13 protein-coding genes and 2 pseudogenes are annotated in these 17,002 nt (G+C 66.9%); 2 read left to right on the top strand and 13 right to left on the bottom strand.

Translation table 11 applies throughout. The features are described 5' to 3' along the window. Positions 1-331 precede the first annotated feature (331 nt). Positions 332-645, top strand: a pseudogene (locus tag ABZ721_RS24065) (hypothetical protein). A 59-nt stretch (positions 646-704) separates the two neighbouring features. Here the strand turns inward: ABZ721_RS24065 and ABZ721_RS24060 are convergent. Both ABZ721_RS24060 and ABZ721_RS24055 read right to left on the bottom strand, forming a co-directional pair. After that, the gene (locus ABZ721_RS24060; protein ID WP_358790737.1) at positions 705-1,238 is read right to left on the bottom strand and encodes a hypothetical protein; all 534 of its coding nucleotides are present in this window, start codon (positions 1,236-1,238) and stop codon (positions 705-707) included. 846 nt (positions 1,239-2,084) lie between these two features. Next, positions 2,085-3,122, bottom strand: coding sequence for an alcohol dehydrogenase catalytic domain-containing protein (locus tag ABZ721_RS24055; protein ID WP_358790736.1), 1,038 nt, complete (start codon positions 3,120-3,122; stop codon positions 2,085-2,087). A gap of 585 nt (positions 3,123-3,707) precedes the next feature. Here ABZ721_RS24055 and ABZ721_RS24050 point away from each other — a divergent pair. Then, positions 3,708-4,025, top strand: coding sequence for a hypothetical protein (locus tag ABZ721_RS24050; RefSeq protein ID WP_358790735.1), 318 nt, complete (start codon positions 3,708-3,710; stop codon positions 4,023-4,025). Positions 4,026-4,183: 158 nt separating this feature from the next. On the opposite strand, the gene ABZ721_RS24045 is transcribed toward ABZ721_RS24050, so the two are convergent. The 11 genes and pseudogenes from ABZ721_RS24045 to ABZ721_RS23995 form a co-directional block, all read right to left on the bottom strand. Beyond that, complete coding sequence (locus ABZ721_RS24045) at positions 4,184-4,882, bottom strand: transposase (protein ID WP_358790734.1); 699 nt, start codon at positions 4,880-4,882, stop codon at positions 4,184-4,186. A gap of 851 nt (positions 4,883-5,733) precedes the next feature. Next, a complete protein-coding gene (locus ABZ721_RS24040) occupies positions 5,734-6,522 on the bottom strand; it encodes a class I SAM-dependent methyltransferase (protein ID WP_358790733.1) in 789 nt (262 codons plus the stop codon). 54 nt (positions 6,523-6,576) lie between these two features. Further along, positions 6,577-7,776, bottom strand: coding sequence for an FAD-dependent monooxygenase (locus ABZ721_RS24035; RefSeq protein ID WP_358790732.1), 1,200 nt, complete (start codon positions 7,774-7,776; stop codon positions 6,577-6,579). A gap of 249 nt (positions 7,777-8,025) precedes the next feature. Further along, on the bottom strand, positions 8,026-8,496 hold the full coding sequence (locus tag ABZ721_RS24030; protein WP_358790731.1) for a transposase: 471 nt from the start codon (positions 8,494-8,496) through the stop codon (positions 8,026-8,028). Between the two features lie 548 nt (positions 8,497-9,044). Next, on the bottom strand, positions 9,045-9,746 hold the full coding sequence (locus tag ABZ721_RS24025; protein WP_358790730.1) for a transposase: 702 nt from the start codon (positions 9,744-9,746) through the stop codon (positions 9,045-9,047). A 653-nt stretch (positions 9,747-10,399) separates the two neighbouring features. Continuing rightward, a complete protein-coding gene (locus tag ABZ721_RS24020) occupies positions 10,400-10,954 on the bottom strand; it encodes a hypothetical protein (RefSeq protein WP_358790729.1) in 555 nt (184 codons plus the stop codon). Between the two features lie 180 nt (positions 10,955-11,134). Continuing rightward, positions 11,135-11,883 (bottom strand): annotated as a pseudogene (locus tag ABZ721_RS24015) (transposase family protein). Positions 11,884-12,465: 582 nt separating this feature from the next. Next, positions 12,466-13,659 carry a hydroxymethylglutaryl-CoA synthase gene (locus ABZ721_RS24010; protein WP_358790728.1) on the bottom strand — a complete coding sequence of 398 codons (1,194 nt, stop codon included), beginning with the start codon at positions 13,657-13,659 and terminating at the stop codon, positions 12,466-12,468. Next, positions 13,649-14,743 carry a hydroxymethylglutaryl-CoA reductase gene (locus tag ABZ721_RS24005; protein WP_358790727.1) on the bottom strand — a complete coding sequence of 365 codons (1,095 nt, stop codon included), beginning with the start codon at positions 14,741-14,743 and terminating at the stop codon, positions 13,649-13,651. Before ABZ721_RS24005 ends, ABZ721_RS24010 begins: the two co-directional genes overlap by 11 nt. A gap of 33 nt (positions 14,744-14,776) precedes the next feature. After that, positions 14,777-15,826: a type 2 isopentenyl-diphosphate Delta-isomerase gene (fni, locus tag ABZ721_RS24000; RefSeq protein ID WP_358790726.1), complete on the bottom strand. Its 1,050-nt coding sequence runs from the start codon at positions 15,824-15,826 to the stop codon at positions 14,777-14,779. After that, complete coding sequence (locus ABZ721_RS23995) at positions 15,823-16,992, bottom strand: phosphomevalonate kinase (protein WP_358790725.1); 1,170 nt, start codon at positions 16,990-16,992, stop codon at positions 15,823-15,825. The genes fni and ABZ721_RS23995 overlap by 4 nt, the downstream gene beginning before the upstream one ends. Positions 16,993-17,002: the final 10 nt, after the last annotated feature.

The following is a 17,002-nucleotide window of genomic DNA, read 5'->3' as shown; positions in this document are numbered from 1 at the left end:
CGCTCGTTTGCGCAGCTCAACGGGATAGGAGGAAGGACGTGCCATGACTCAATCCTTTCACGGAATCGAGTCTCTATCGAACACGGTGCGGTTCACTGGGCAGCGCCTTGTCCGCCCAGTACTCCCCGCTCGTGCCTGAGGACATAGCCACCCCCGACTTAACCGCATCTGCTCGATTACAGATAGTGATGCACGAGGGCGGGGCTAAGCACAAGAGCACCACCGGGCGGTAGCGCGAGCGAAAAGGGGCTGGCGGAGCCCACGGTGATCGTCATGATGATGACCACGCGCGCAGCATCGCCCCAGCGGCACCGCCCTCGGCCAGGGCAACATCCTGGCCTCCCGGTTGATCCACCGCGCCCACACCGAGCCTGGCTGGTTCCTCTACGCCCCGGCCTGCGCCCTCGTCGAAGCCGACCGGACGCGGCCCGGGATGGCCGAGCACATCGCGGCGCTGCCGGGCATCACCGTGTTGGACCTGGATCTGTCCGCTGCTCTGGCCCCAGCACAGCAGGAGACGTGGGCTGCTGCACATGCTCAGTGCGCGGCACGCCCACACGGGATCGACCGGATGGTGCCGTAGCCACCACGGCAGCGAAGCGCTGGGAAGGTCAGCGGGTTCGGGTTCTGGACCTCATCCCCTGAGCCGATGGGCTCAGCGCTGGCTGCAGCGCTCCATCGACGTCAGGGGTGTCAGGGCCGCGTTATGCCTGGAGAAGCGCTGCCACGATTCCTCCAACGCTCTCGCCGTTGCGCAGACGGATTCGAGCGCGGGTTCCGTCAATTCGGGTTTCCAGCAGGTCGGGAGTGATCCCGTGGGCAATGAGCTGGCGCACCAGATGAGCATTGCGCAAGCCGAGGGATTCTGCCCAGGTGAGGAATTGCTCGGGATCGAGGCAGCCGGAGCGTACCCAGGACTGGGCCAGGGTGGAGGCATCACGGCGCGTACACGCCGGCAGTGTGGTCAGAGCGAGGTTGAAGGCAGCGACGAAGACGTTGCGGGTGGGCTGTGCAGGCCGGGGGCAGCTGCGGCGCGGCCGAGCTGTGCGGGCCGGTTGCTGGTCGAGTCCAAGGTTGAGGCCTTCGGCTCGGGCGATGTCAGCAGGGGTGCGCTGCGCGGTTGACCGACGGGGCATGGTGGCCGGGGAGGGCGGTGAGCCGGAAGCCGCCTGCGATTCGTTGCGCAAGAAACGGTAGATGGCGTCGGATTCGGGGTCTGCGCTGAAGTCGGGTCGCATGGAGGACCTTTCCTTGTTTTCGGGCATGGAAAAGGCCCCGTCCGAGTGGGCGGGGCCTGGGTTGTGAGGCGGGTGGCGGGCGCGGATCTCGCAGGGAGGAGTTCGGGCAGGAAAACGGCGGAGGACCGGAGCCCTGCACTTTCGACTGTGCGTTCAGTCGGCCGGAACACCGCATTGGTCGCCGATTCATGCGGCGGGGGTCTGTGGTGGCCCGCCGTCGCCGTTGGAGGGTGTGGAGGGCAGAGCCCCGGGGGGGCGGATCCGGTGGAGGCTGTGGTGCGGCTGGCGCTGTTGTCGTGGTCTGGAAGTACTGCAGGTAGAGCTGGCTCCTTCGTTCGGGGTCGGGAATCTCGCCGAGGGTCGCGACGAAGTTCTCCTCCAGTTCGGTTCCCTTACGCAGCCGCAGGTGTTCCAGGAGCATCCCGGTGAAGGGAAGGGCCAGGAACGCGACCACAACTGCCCACCACGGGACGCGACCCGGGCCGGCGAGAACCACGGTGGGCAGCCCGGTGACAGCGCTGGTCCACGGAGGGGGAGGGATTCGAACCACGGTGCGACCCTTCTGGCACGCCAGCCAGGTGCGCTCATCGACCTCGCCGGTGTGCCGCAGGACCTCGTCGACGGCGAAGTTGTCGAAGTAAAGGAATGTGGGCCGGTTCGGGCCTCAGAGCCGCGGCGGCTACCCGATGGTGGAGCTAATGACTCTGGTAGGCAGGCCACCAGGAATTCCGCGTGGGTCCAGGACTCGGTGCGGGCCCACCGGATCGGTTACGGCGCGCGTGGAGACGGGGCCGGGGAAGAACCGTTCGTGCGCAGCGGGGGTGGCGTCGATGGGCTTGCGGGCGGTCACGGGCGCACCAGTACCTTCAGCTGGCTGCGGTCGTCCATGGCCTTGTAGGCGTCGGCGACCTGGTCGAGGCCGACCTCGGCGTCGAACACCTTGCCCGGGTCGATGCGGCTCTCCAGCACATCGGGGATCGCCTGCTCGATGTAGGCGCGCACCGGGGCGGGGCCGCCGGTCAGGCCGGCGTTCTTGCCGAACAGGGAGCCGAATCCGACGGGCGCGTCCTCGTACTGCGGCACGCCGACGCGGGAGATGATCCCCCCGGGGCGCACGATGCCGTACGCCTGCACGTAGGCGGGCATCAGGCCGACGGCTTCCAGCACCACGTGGGAGCCCTCGCCGCCGGTCAGGTCCATCACCTTGGCGATGCCTTCCAAGCCGCGCTCAGAGACGACCTCAGCGGCTCCCCATTCCTTACCCAGGTCGGTGCGGGAGGTGTGTCGGCCCATGAGGATGATCCTCTCGGCGCCCATGCGGCGGGAGGCCAGCACGGCTGACAGGCCCACGGCGCCGTCGCCGATGACGGTGACAATCTTGCCGGGCCCGACCCTGCCCATGTGCGCGGCATGGTAGCCGGTGAGGTAGACGTCGCTCAGGGCGAGCAGCGAGGGCAGCAGCGCCGTGTCCACGTCGCTGGGGAGTTTGACCAAGGTGCCGGCGGCCTGCGGCACGCGAATGGCCTCGGCCTGCGCGCCTCCGACGCCGCCAGCGCCGTACCAGCCGCCGTGTGGGCAGGCGGTGTGGAAGCCGGCCCGGCAGATCGGGCAGGTGTTGTCGGCGAAGGAGAAGGGGGAGACGACGGAGTCGCCGCGCTTGAGATTGGTGACCTCGGAGCCGGTCTCTTCGACGACGCCGAGGAACTCATGCCCCATCGGCACACCCTCGTCGGTCTTGCCCATGGAGTGGTAGGGGTGCAGGTCAGAGCCGCACACGCAGGTCAGGGTGATCCTGACGATCGCGTCCGTGGGTTCGACGATCCTCGGGTCGGCGACGTTCTCGACCCGGACGTCACCAGGTCCGTACATGAAGGTGGCACGCATGGAAGGTCTTGCCTTTCCTCGATGCAGAAGTTCGTGAGCTGGAACGCCGCCGCAATTGCTCGAGCGACCGACAGCAACAACGCGGTTCGAGCCGGAGGGCCGAAGTGCGGCCTGGTCGGTCAGGACGTGCTCGACGATACCCGTGTAATTCCCATACTTCTTCCGGAAGACGGCGTCCACATCAGGTACTCATTGGCGCCGGCCACACCGTTGACTCAAGCCATTTCTGCAAGGCGGTGCGCACACACACCGCGCCCGGTCTCGTAGAAGGAGGTGGTCAGACGGACGTTGGGCGTGCAGATAGGAGTTCACAGGGGGCGGGGAGGGTGTGCGTGTGGCCGTGGCGGAGGGCGGCGCATCAGCGGCGCCACGCGGTACGCGGGCTCAGCGATACGAATTATGGGGGTAAAACCCGTATAGCGAACTCTGCGACCCGCATATTCGCGCCCGCGGTCCCGCCCTAGGTTGGTGAGTGCTGGCGGACCGGGCTCCTAGCCCGTACCCAGAAGACCCTGGTCGACCGTGTAGATGCCCCCAGGGCCGCGTCAGCACCGGCTTAACGACGCGACACAGGGAGATGACGTCATGGACCCCCTCTACTTCCAGCTCCACTTCCAGGTCAACGTCCCCATCAAGAACACCGCCCACCCCGAGCAAAGCGGCCTCCACGTCCTTATAGGACCGGCAGACACCGAAACGAAAGCCCTGCAGATCGCACGGAAGACGTGCGAGGCAGCCCTCGACGCCCGAGCGGCGGGGAACGACATCCCCCGCAGCCAGCCGGACGGCTGGGGAGCCCGCGGAGTACGCCCCGGCTGGGCATTCGATTGGGCGGAGGCGACCGTGGACTCCTGGGAGTCCCCCCAGAGGCAACCCGCGTCCGCAGCCCACATGACCTGGTGACCTGAAGTCGCCTGCATGGTGGCATCACCACCTGACCACAGCCCCCGGCCCGCCCGACGGGCTTCCCACGCGGCCGTGCCCGGCGCCGATGCCCCGCCCCAGACGGACCGTTCCGCAGGGAGCACGGCATACGCCCGAGGCGCCACAGCCTCACGGACTCAGCTCCCGTGTGCTGGGTCCATGCAACTGTCCGAGAACGTGTCTGAGATTTTGCGTAGTGGTCGGGGTCCTTGGCGGGTGGTGGGTCGGCCTCGGAGGAGGCGGAGTATCAGGTCGGTCATGGCCCAGCGGATCATGGTGTCGCAGTGTGCCGGGTTGCGTTCGTAGTCGCAGGCCAGGCGGCGGCGTGTAGTGATCCGGGCGAACGTGCGCTCTACTGCCCAACTTCGGCTGGGCCTTGAAGCCGTGCTGTCCGGGCTCCTTGCGGACGATCTCCCAGCTTGCGGTGCAGGACGGCGGAGGGCCACTCGACGAGTCGGCCGGCAAAGCCCTGATCGGCCCAGATCTTCTCGACGGTCGGGTGCCAGGACGTGCACGGTCAGCAGGAGGCCGAGGGTGTCGGTGACGATGAACCGTTTGCGGCCCTTGGTCTTCTTGCCCGCGTCGAAGCCGCTGGTCGATTTCAGCGCCGTGTCGGCCGCTCGCACCGACTGCGAGTCGACCAGGTCGGCGGACGGCTCAGCGCAACGGCCGTCGGCCTGACGGACCTTGACCCGCAGCGCGTCATGGACGCGCTCCACGGTGCCGTCGTCGTGCCACCAGGTGAAGTACCAGTACACCGTCTGGAAAGGCGGGAAGTCCTTGGGCAGATACCGCCACTGGCACCCGGTCCTCGCCAAGTACAAGATCGCGTCCACGATCCGCCGACGCGGGTGCTTGCTTCTCCCGCCGTCCGCCCTTGCGACCCGTCCTCGGCGCAGGCAGCAACGGCCCGATCAACGACCACTGTTCATCCGTCAAGTTGGACGGGTAACCATCCCCAGCAGCACTCGCACACCACTCAACGAGTCACCCAGACAGCCGATACGGCAGATGTCAGACACGCTCTCCCGCATGGCGGGGCGGCAAACTTCCAGATACGGTGGAGAGGGCGGCTCATAAACAATTGGGCCCCACGCAAGATGGGCTGCAGGGCCCTTTTTCGGATGAGTGAACGGTCGGGAGGAAAAAATGAAAGCGCACAAAGGAATCATCGCGGTAGTGGCTCTTACTGCTGCGGTCGGGGTCGCACCCCTAATTACGGCTGGTACGGCTTCCGCTGCCGACGAGTGCGTGGATGTCAATGTGGCTACAGTCGCCACCACCCACGCGTGCGTCCCCGCTGGCAACACGGATCTAGCGCTCATCGTTGGCTCTGGTCCGCTCACTATATCGTTGCTCGGCGGACGGTGACGCAGGGAGGTCAAAGCCCGCGAGTAAGCGGCAGTCCATAGTCCTATGCCGCATGTCGGGAATGCGCGTACGTTGGAATTGTCCTGCTCGACGTCCTCGCGGGCTCGTCTGTGAAGCCAACCGGTGATACATCGAATGCCGCCGACGAGCGCAGCCGAGACGAACTCTCGTCCCCCTTCTCCTCGCGGAGTGCGCGCAATGTCTCGGCTTCATGCATCCCATTCCTAGAGACAACAAAGGGCGGACGGCACGGTCTCCAAAATCTCAGTGCTGAAGCGTTGGGCCCCAAGCATCTGAGGCAGGTCCGGGGGCGGCGTCAGGAGGGCGGTCGTTGTCCCCAGGCGGAGAGCATGCCGAAGGTCAGGTCGAGGGTGTCGGGTGCATTGATGTAGGTGAGCGCGGCATCGAGGATGTCTGGGTCGAGGCCGGTTGTGAGGAGTTGGGACCGTACCCCTACGAGATGTTCGGTGAGGAACTCGGCGATGGGCGATCCGGCTCGGAGGACCGGCACGTCGACGGCGATGTCGATGTTGGCGAGGCCGGCAGTGCGGAGAAGGCCCGGGTAGACGCGGCTGCAATTGATCTCCATGCCGATGGAATCGTCAAGCATCGTCCACAGGCTGCACATCGTGGTGCGCAGTGCTGGGGAAGCTGAGGTGGGAGTAGCAAGATCTGCGGCATCGCTGACGAGGAGCCAGCCGCCAGGGCGGAGCCAACTGGCCAGTTCGGGGAGCAGCGCCTCTCGTTCGCGCAGGTGCATGAGGAGGAAGCGAGCATGGACGAGGTCGAAGCCGCCCAGGTCCAGGTTGTCGTTGACGGCGTCCGCCTGCAGAACGGTGATGTTGGTGCGACCAGCGGTGTCCATGAGGCTGGTGTCGCGATCCAGGGCGATGACCTGTCCCGGAGCTGCGGCGGTGGCGAGCCACCCGGAGATGACACCGGTCCCGGCTCCGACATCGAGGCAGCGCCAGCCGGACTGCACGCCTAGGGCAGTCAGGCGGGCGGTGCTGGCGTCGTGAAAAGCTCTGGCCAGTGCGCCGAGCCGCTTGCCCTCGCCCTCGTCGGAGTGGCGAAACAGGCGGTCTCCGTATCGCTCGGGACCCATCGTCGAATCAACTCCCCGGTCTGCTGGTGAGTGCGGGCATAGCAGCGCGGCGGGTCAAGGGCCCGTAGTCGGAGTGATGTCACGGAATCCGTGCAGCCAGGCCACCTTGTCGTAGAAGTCGTCCTCCGTGAACGAGGACAAAGTCGCGTTGCGCTGCTGGGCCGCGTCTCCCGCGGGATGGAAGACAGTAGGCACCAGTTCACGCGACACCCGCTGGGCGCGCGCCGTGCGTTCGCGCCGTTCGCCGTTGTACTTCTCCAGCCGTTGGACGACCTCGTCCCGCCCGCAGTCGAGCAGAGCACCGATCAGTACCGCGTCCTCCAGGGCCATCGCCGCACCCTGGGTCGCGTACTGGAGCATGGGATGGGCTGCGTCTCCCAGCAGCGCCACGCGGCCATCCGTCCACCCGGAGTGTGGCTCCCGGTCGCACAGAACCCAGCTGCGCCATTCCTCGCCCAGGTCGAGCAGCTGGCGGGCCGAGTCGTGGACTTGCGGGAATTGGGCCATGACATGAGCTTTCTCAGCCGGCAGGCCGGCCATCGCACGCGAGGCGCCGTCGTCTCGGGTGGCGGCCAGATTCAGCAGCGAACCGCCGCCGACCGGGTAGTGGACGAAGTTCCAGCCGGGGCCAGCCCACAGTACGACGGCGTTCCAGCGCAGTTCCTCCGGGACCCGGTCCATCGGAAGGAGAGAGCGGTAGATGGTCTGACCGGACACGACGGGTTCCCCGTCACCGACGACCTGCTGGCGCACCACCGAGCGGAGGCCGTCGGCCCCGATCAACGCGGCCGCAGTCACCTTCTGGCCGCTGTCCAGGACCACGGTGACCTGTGCCACATCCTGCCGGTAGCCGACCACCGCACAGCTAGTGCGCAGCTCGATGAGGTCTTCGCGCCGACAGGCGTCCAACAGCGGCTGGTACAAATCGATCCTGTGGACGACTGAGTAAGGATTTCTGAATCTGCGACGATAGGCACTAGTGAGAGCCATGCTTGCCACGTGCTCGCCCGTGGTCCCGTCCATGCAGCGCAACTCTTCGACGTGCACGGCCCGTTTGCGCACCTCGTCGCCCACGCCGAGCAGGTCGAGCATGCGGAACGCGTTAGGTGCCAGTTGGATGCCCGCACCCAGCTCGGTGAACTCCGACCGCCGCTCCAGCACGGTCGTCCGACGCCCCTGCTTCGCCACGCTCAGTGCCGCCGCCAGTCCGCCGATGCCCCCACCGGCAATAAGGACGTGTGTCGCTGATGCCATGCTGCGAGCATGACCGAGCGCCCTCGGGCGCTGAGCGAAAACGTGGCCTTTTGGCTTGATCACTCACCGGGTCACCTGTGGGCCCGCCCCGGTGAGCGCTGGGGCGCTGAACTGGACGGCCATACGGTGGAACGCTGCTTGAGCCCGGCCTCCGATGGCCACGCCACTTGACGCAGACCCGCCCTATTGTGCATGCCCCAGGTAAGCCCAGCGGGAGATACGGGACGATCCTGGAGCCCTCGCGCCGCCTCACCGGCGACGCCACCCCCTCAAATGGCGCGGAATCTGACCGGGGCCAACCACCAACCACTCAGTCAGCTTGACTCTGTCGGGGATCTTGGAGGTGTCGAGGTCAGGTGCCCAGGTTCGCCAGGATTCTGGTCGGGGTAGCGCGCGATGGTCGAGGTAGTTCTGGAAGGCAGTCGGCTGGCGGGGCGTGAGGGCTTCCTCGTTCGGTGGCAGCCCGCTGAGGCGCTCGATGTTGACGGCGATGGCCGTCAGAATGTGCTGGATGTGAGCCTTTCCCTGTCCTCGGTAGCGGCAGCGTCGCATGCCGTGCCCGTGGGCGAACTCGTTGACCGTGCCCTCCACTCCGGAGCGGACCGCGTAGCGGGTCTTCCACTCGGGCGCCTGTTGCTCGGCGCGGACGCGGAGTTGCAGGTCGCGGTGTTCTCTTGGGGGAAGCCCACGGTGCGGGCGCTGTCGGCCGTGGCGGTGCACTGGGTGCGGGCAGGGTAGGGCCGGCACTGGCTTTTGGTGAACCTGGCCACGATGAGCGGGGCCGCGGTGGGTGAGGAGGTCGGGTAGGGGCCGTGCCAGCCCTGGCTGAACTGGCCTTGGGGGCAGGTGACCTGCTGATGGTCGTAGTCGATGTGGAAGTCGTCCCGGGCGAAGCCCTCGGCCTGGCGGTGTTGCCGGGTGGGGTTGCCCCGGAGCGACCCGGAGACGGTGACCTGGTGTTCACGGGTGGCTTGTTCCAGGTGGGGCAGGGAGGTGTAGCCGCCGTCGACCGGTGCTCGGCGGGTAGGAGCCTGCGACGTGCCAGGCGGGTGTGGAGGCCGGGCAGGACCTGACTGTCGTGGGTGGTGGCCGCGGTGGTGGCCACGTCCGTGATCACGTCGGGGCTGTCGGGAGCGCACGTCTCGGTCAAGTGAGCGGAGAACCCCTTCCAGCTGATGATGTGCCCGTGCCGCGCGTAGCGGGCTGAGGTGTCGTAGGGCGAGACGATCGCCCGGGACGAGGGCGGCAGCCCGGGCCCGCCCTCCTTTTCAGCTGTGCGCCAGTGCAGGTGTCCTGCGGCGTCGCGGTGGTAGTTCTGCACCATGATCTGGCGCAGGGCCTCGATTCGCGGGCTGGACGCTGGGCCTTCTCCGTGGTGGTAGAGGTGGTCCAGGAGCCGGACGGCGTCGTTTCCGGTGGCGAGGATCCTGTTCTTGGGCTTGGTGGGGTTCTTGCCCGGGCGGACCGGTCGGCCGTAGCGGCGCCCCCCGGTCCTCATCGACCAGCTCGCCCAGCAGGTGCGGGGTGGTGCCGGCGACTTCTTCCAATGCGGCGCGGACCGCCTCGGTGATCAGTTCCAGGCAGGACAGGTCACGCACCGCGGCCAGGACATGAGTGGAGTCGGTGCGTTGTGGGGTGCGCTCGTGCACCAGGCCAGCCTTCTTGAGGCGGGCCAGAGCGAGGTCGAGGAGGCGGTCAGCACGGTCGTCTTCGGCGAGACGGTCTCGGAAGTCGGCCAGCATGCTGTGGTGGAAGCCGGGGTCGTCCAGCTTCAGGGCCATGGCGTACTTGAAGTCGAGGCGGCAGCGGACCGCCTCGGCAGCCTGCCGGTCCGACAGGCCGAGTACGAACTGCAGTACACAGACGGTGGCCAGTTGGGCGGGAGAGAGACTCGGACGCCCGTCACGCGGGTACCAATCGGTGAAGTCTTCGTCGCGCCGCAGCCCGTCCAGCCGGTCGCGCGCACCCATATCGCCGTCGTGCCACCCGGGTTGCTCGCCCGCGCGATCCGCGCGGTCAGAGGCGGTACATGCTCACCGGAACGCGGGTGCAGGGACAACGGGCACCTCGACAGCTGCATCGGTCATCGGAACCATCCGAGCATGCCCGCTGATCATGCAGCCGCACCGGCAAACCCCAAGATCCCCGACAGAGTCAAGCTCAGCTTGGCGCTTATTCTCGCTGAGCTCGGTGCTCCTTGAGTGGGACGGTGGCCGCGTGGAGGACCCGTACGACGACTTCGTAGGCCGCTACATGTTCGCGCTGTGGCGGTCATGAGCCAGGGGAGCACCACTGCTGACCGGCCACGGACCCCAGGCGAAGCCGCCAACGCCGGCGGGCTGGGCGTTGGCGCCGCCGACCCCGACGTCTGCGTTACCCGGATCGCCACGCCCTCCCCGCGGCCGACGGACCGACCCGGTGAAGCGATCGCCCGCGAGTTCACGGTGCGGCGTTGCCATGTGTTCAGGCTGCACGTCAGTTCGGGGTGGCTTCTCGGATGAGCCGGCAACTCATGAGGTCGATCATCACGAGGTAGATCGTGCCTTCGCAGCGGTGGGACTGGCTGCGCTGAGCCGCGAGGGGCGGCACGGCTGACATGTGGCCGTGCCGCCCCAGGGCGGTGTCAGGTGATGGTCAGGAGGCCGGTGCCGGAGGTGCTCGTCAAGCCGCCGGGGAGTACGCAGTTGAGCAGGTCAGTGGTGGGGGCGGTCACGACGTTGAGGAACGTGTCACCAGTGAAGAGTCCGGCGGTGACGGTGCCGGTCTGTGTGGTGGTCCTGATCCCGCCGGCCACCGTCGAGGTGACGGTGAACTGGGCCGTGGTGGTCTGCCCGGTGTTCCATGTGATGGTGTTGGTGCCGGTACCGCTCTCGAGCAGGGTGAGGCAGGACTGGTCCGGCCTGCTGAAGTTCGCGGATCGTGCCCCACTGGTTACCAGAGGAGCGCTGAGCGACACGCACGGAGCGAAAGCGGTCTGGGTAGTAATGGCGGAGGTCTGGGGAGTGTAGGTCAGACCGGGGTTGTAGGTGGTGGTGCCACTGGTGGTGCAGACGATGTCTGCCAGCGCCGCGTGCGATGTCGCGGTGCCTGCGACCGACACCAGCCCTGCGCAGGCAATCGTGACTAGCACAGCCAGAACTCGTCGGAGACGTATGCCGATGACACGTGAGAGCTGCATGGAAGCTGTCCTCTCTTAGGGCCTCGGCTGCAATGCTTGGCGCATTAGCATACCAACAGCCCAATAGCGATTTTGGCATCATTAGGCACCCTTGTCGCTCGATGTTCAGCCATATGAATTGCCGAAATATCGCGGGTGTCCCTCGCCACGCTGATCAACGGTGTGGGTCAGTGAGCATTTTCAGCGTTGCCTCTCCAGGGTGAGGACTGCCTTGGCGATTGACGTCATGCGGTTGGGACTGAGTCGGGATCGTCGCAAGATTCGCCAGGACTTGAGTAGTGCCATCCCGCGTTCGACGGGCGCCCGGGACGCGGCCAGTGCCCGGTTGACCGTCCGTTCTGTCGGGGTCAGCTGGCCGCCGGGCGGGCGTCTGCGCCCGGTGGTGACCCAAGGTCCGGCGCCCGTACAGGCGCGGTCGGCCAGGATGGGGACGCCCTGGCGTTCGCAGATCCGGATGATCCGGTGAGTACGGGCAGCGGTCAGGTCGTGGCACCGGCCCGGCAGGGCCGGAGAGATCCACAGCACCTGCCCGGCCGTGTCGGTCACGACCTGCAGTTCACACCGTGGCGACGATGCTTGTGGGAGTAGTCGGTCCGGCCGTCGCCCACCCGGTCGCACTCGGCGAGCGTCCCGTCGAGCAAGACGTACTCGGGCTCGTGGTCGCGCAGAACTTTCAGCAGGCCGGGTGCTCGGGCGGCCAGGAGGTCGATCACCGCCGTGGTGTAGGCGTAGGCGGTGCCGACCGAGATGCCAAAGCCGGCCGCTATCTGGGCCAGGGTGTCGTGCTTGCGCAGGTACACCAGAGCGACGAGCGCGCGTTGGTGCGGCGGAAGCTTGCAGCGGCGGTCACCCTCGCGGGTGACGATGAACATGGTGACCCACTCGACCAGCGCGTGAGGCAGGTCGAGTGCGGCAGGATAGGGAACCAACGAGGCACCTGCGCTGATGAGTTGAGACGTCGAACACCTCCCCCAACGGCACGGGTGCCCCGTGCGTTGCGCCCTCGTCGCCGTCATCCGATCGGGGCCACGCTGAAAATGCTCAATGAGCGGGCGTGCCCTGGATGGTGGGCACGCGGCTATTGATCACGCGGCGAGTGTGAGTTTAGCGGCGTGTGAGGGGCCCCGAGGTTCTCGGACAGCGGTCCGTATAAGATCGCAGTTCGAAACGTTGGAGAGAGAACGTGGCACAAAGCCGTAGGAGATTTAGCCCTGAATTCAGGGACGAGGCGGTCAAGATGGTCGTGGTGGAGTCCAGACCCATCGCTCGGGCCAAGCCCTCATGGAGGAGCTGAGCCATCGCCGGTTCTGGAGTATTTCAGGGACATCTACGCAGCTTGCCCGTGCGCACATACAAGATGCGCCGCCAGGGTGCGCTGGCCGGGCGTCCCAGTGACCACTCCTGCATTAACAGACTGAACAGATTCGCGCTGGTTTCCCGCTCGGGAGTTCCAGGGCAGCCCCGACTGCCCCTACGAAGGTGGATGGTTTTTACGAGTCCTCATCGAGGGTCTACTGGGGGCACCTCTTATCCACCGCCTCGTAGAGGCGTTGGTGTGTGTGGGTTCCTGCGAGTCGGTGGCGGCCGGGGGTTTGGTGGGGTAGGTGGAGAGCTTCTCCGTCGGTGGGGAGTTTTTGGCTGCGTAGTTCGCGGTAAGTGTCGTAGGTGATGGGGGTGCGTTGGGTGATGGCTGTGCGGTGGCGTTCGGTGTGCAGCGCGTTGCGGTATCCGGTTTGGATGGTGGCGGTGAGGAATTCGGCGACGCTGCCGGAGCCGTAGCTGAAGAGTCCGATGGTTTCCTCTTCGAGGTTGGTTTCGCTGTCGAGGAGGGATGTGAGGGCGAGGTAGAGGGAGGCGGTGTAGCTGTTGCCGATGGTCTCGTTGTAAGTGGTGGTTCCGGCGACGGCGTGCTCGATGATTTCTGCTGTCTGGTGTGTGCCGGCGAGGTGCATCAGGTGTTGGTGGGCTTTGTGGGCCATGCGGGAGAAGGGCTGGTGATAGCAGATGGCACGGAGTTCTTCGAGGGGTAGGCCGCCGCGTTCCTTGTAGTCGTGCCAGGTCTGGGTGAGGGCTTCGAGGTAGGCGTCGACGGAGCGTCGGCCATTGACGAGCGGGGTGGTGCGGTAGTTGGGCCGCCAGAAGTCCATGACGTCGCGGGTGTAGAGCCCGGAGGGTGTGTTGATGCTGAGGATGGCGGGGTTGGCGGCAATGAGCATGGCGATCGCGCCGGCGCCTTGGGTGGCCTCGCCGGGGCTGCCGATGTCGTAGCGGGCGATGTCGCTGGCCAGGACCAGGACCTGTTGGGTTGGGTCGCTGCGGATGAGTGCGCAGGCGAGCTGGAGGGCGGCGGTTGCTGCGTAGCAGGCCTGCTTGAGTTCGACGACGCGGGTGTGAGGGTTGAGGCCGAGCAGGCGGTGGACGTAGATGCCGGCGGCTTTGGACTGGTCGATACCGGTTTCGGTGGCGAACAGCAGGGTGCGGATACGGTCCTTGCCGTGGCGGTCGATGACGGGTGCGGCGGCGTTGGCGGCCATGGTAACGATGTCTTCGTCGACGGCAGGGATGCTCATGGATCGCTGTCCGATGCCGTGGTGGTACTTGGCCAGGGGGGCGCCGGTGTGCCGGGCGAGTTCCTCGTGGGTGAGGACCAGACTGGTCGTCGAGAAGGTGAGGTCGTGGATTCCGACGGGCAGTTCAGGCGTCATGGACGGCTCCGGCGGAGCGCTCGAGGCGGGTGTGGACGTTCATCAGCTCGCCAGGGTTGGTCTGGGCTGCCATGAGGGACAGTTCGCCGCACAGGACGGTCGCGGCGGCGATGGCTGCCAGACGGCGGGCGTTGTCGCCGATGGGGCGCTCTTCTCGGCATCCCAGACGGATGAGGGCTTCCTCGACGGTGGTGAGGGTTTTGCCGTTGCCGACGGTGCCGAGGATCAGGTTGGGCAGGGTGCAGGAGAAGTAGAGGTCTCCGTCGCGGTCGGCGGCGTAGGTGATGCCCTGGGAGCCTTCGACGATGTTGGCCGCGTCCTGGCCGGTGGCGAGGTAGAAGGCGAGCAGCATGTTTGCGTAGTGGGCGTTGGCCGAGCGGATTCCCCCGGCGAGCAGGGTTCCCACCAGGTTCTTGTTGATGTTCAGCTGGGTGATCTTGCTGGCGGTGGTGTGCAGGTGATCGGTGACCATGGCATGGGGGATGAGAATTTCTGCTGTGGCGTTCTTGCCGCGGCCGAGGATTCCGTTGACGGCGGTGGCTTTCTTGTCCGTGCAGTAGTTGGCGGAGATGGACCCGTAACTGACCCCTTGGAGATGGGTCACGAGGTGGGTGAGGAGTCGGTCGGCGGCGAGCGTGACCATGTTGTGGCCGGAGGCGTCGCCGGTGGTGAACTCGAACCTCACGAACAGCAGCGGGCCGATGATCTCGTGCCGAATGTCGAGGAGGGTGGCGAAGCGGCTGGTCTCGCGGGTCAGTGTCCGCAGTTCGTCGGTGCGGGCATGGAGGGCGACGGTGGCGGCGTAGGCGGCTTCGGCGTCGACCGTTTGGAGCAGGACAGAGCGGGTCATCCGGTCGTCGACGAGGGTGACCTTGATGCCGTCCTCGAGGAGGCGGGAGATACGGGCCCCGCGCGCGACAGAAGGCCACAGCGGGGATTCGTACGTGGCCAGCGGGACGCGGGTCTGGGTATGAGTGGTGTTTCCGGTGATCCGTACTGGACCGACCCAGCGCGTAGGAATGCCGGTAAGGCAGTCAGCTGGGGCGGCCGTTTGGGCGGCCACTGAGGCCGGGGGGGTGGTCATCGCAGGTTTCCCTCGCAAGAGCTGGACGAGCGGCTAGGGGTGGTCCAGGAAGGTGCGCAGGCTGCCGCTGATCTCCAGGTCGCAGGCTGCGAGCTCGGTGAGGTTGCTAGCGCCGAGGATGGTCATCAGGGCGGTGAGCTGGTCCAGCCAGGCGGTGATCTGTGCGATGAGGGCGTCAAGACCGCGGGTGATGAGGGTCGTGAGGAACAGGCCGGACACGCCGACTGCCTGAGCGCCGAGTGCGATGGCGCGGGCCACATCGAGGGGGTGGCGCACGCCGCCGGACGCCAGGAGCGGCAACCCCTGGTTTCGGCCGTCCAGGAGGGCGGCCGGCGTGCTCAGGCCCCAGCCGTCGAGGTAGGCGTAGTCGGCCTGCTCACGACGCCCGTTCTCGATACGCGCGAAATCCGTTCCTCCGCGGCCCGCCACGTCGGCTACAGCGACCCCCAGTTCCGCGAGGAGGGCGATGGTGCGGCCGCTGAGCCCGAACCCGACCTCCTTGACGATGACCGGGACATCGACGGTCTCCACGATCGCCTCGATTGCTGCCGGCCAGTGCCCAAAGGAGCGGTCTCCCTCGGGCATGACGATCTCCTGGACCGTATTGAGGTGAATCTGCAGGGCATTTGCCTGGATGAGGTCGATGGCGCGACATGCTTGTGTCGGCGTGGCGTTGGCGTTGAGGTTGGCCATGACGAAGCCTTGCGGATGGTGACACCGTACGGGGGTGTAGGTGCCTGCGGTGCTGGGGTCCTTGAGGAAGGCGCTCATGGAGCCGGTAGCGATGGCCAACCCGGTCTCGCGAGCAGCGATCGCCAGGTCCCGGTTGATCTGCCCGGTTCTGGGGCTGCCCCCGGTCATGGCGTTGATGTAGAGCGGGGCTTGCCACGTCTGGCCGGCTATGCGGGTCCGCAGATCGACCCGCTCGCGGTCGATCCCGGCGAGGGCGTGGTGGACGAAGCGCACGTCATCGAACGCGCTTGGGGTCACGCTGTGCGGGGCGGTGTCGGCAGGTGAGGGAGGTGTCTGCGTGTGCTGGGAGACAGCGAGGCGGACGTGGTCGTCCTTGCGACTCGCGGTCATAGGGTCCTCCAGGAGGTCGGTGGTGCCATGCCGGGATCCGCTCCGACGGGCTGTGGCCCGAGAGCGTGCGGCGGTCGGTCAAGCGCGGCGAGCTGGGGTGCACTGCGCAGGTCGAGCGGTCTGACGCCGATGGCAGACCAAAGACCCTGCAGAACCTGCGGGGTGGTTCCGGCTGGCAGGAGTGCGATGCCGCAGTCTCCGCCTCCTGCTCCGGATGGCTTGCCCGCTCCTCCCGCGATCCTGGCCGCCTCGCACAGGGAGCTGAGCGCGGGCGTGAAGATGCCCACGGACGTGTCCTGGTCCAGGCGGGCCAGCAGGCTGCCGGCTGTACTGATGCCCTCGATGACGGCTTCCTCGTCACCGTGGTCGAGGGCGCGGGCCAGCGCCCGGACCGCTTGGCCGCTGTCGTGGGCGAACCGGCGGTGGGCGGTGCTGTCCCACCACGCGGTCTGTCGCAGACGGTGCACCTGGGCAGGAGTGGAGGCCGGACTGCCGGTCCAGCCCACGTGCAGACTGCAGGTGGGGGGTGCTAGGGAGCGCAGGCTCAGCCCCGGCCAGGGGGAACGCAGAGCGGCGGCGACGCCGCCGGCGCGCACTGCCTGGCGTAGCACGTCCCGGTCGGGAGGGGTGTAGAGGGTCCAGCCGCCGAAGGTTGCGGCGGCGACATCTGCGCCGGAGGCGTGAGGGTCGATGGCCGCGGTGGCGAGCAGGGCCAGCCGTAGGCGCATCTCGGGGGGGAGGCTCATTTCGTAGAGGTCGAGGAGGGCCTCGGTGGCGGCGGCTGTCACCGCTCCGCTGGAACCGAGCCCGATTTTGACTCCCTGGTGGTGCAGGTGGGAGCGCACGGTCAGGCGGACGGGCATGGGAGGGATGTCGAGTTCGGCACGCAGCTGTTCAACGGTGGACAGGACGCCCAGCAGGTGTGTGAGAGCGGGCGGGCGGGGGGAGCTGTTTGCAGCGGGGCGGGGGAGCAGACCGCGCCGGTCGCGGTGTAACTGGAAGGGATGGTCGGTGAGGTCGGTGATCAGCTCGATGTCGGCGTGTTGCGCAGGAGCGGCAGTCACCGTGACATAGCGGTCGACGGCGGCGACGATTGCTGGCTGTCCGGGGGTGAGGACGGCGTACTCGCCAGCGATGAGGAGTTTGCCGGGCGCTTGGCGGGTCACTGGCGTACAC

Origin of the sequence: Streptomyces sp. NPDC006733 (assembly GCF_040636125.1) — a bacterium.
In the GTDB taxonomy this organism is placed as follows: domain Bacteria; phylum Actinomycetota; class Actinomycetes; order Streptomycetales; family Streptomycetaceae; genus Actinacidiphila.
The sequence above is the reverse complement of the archived record's forward strand: the minus strand, read 5'-3'. Positions and strand labels throughout refer to the sequence as shown.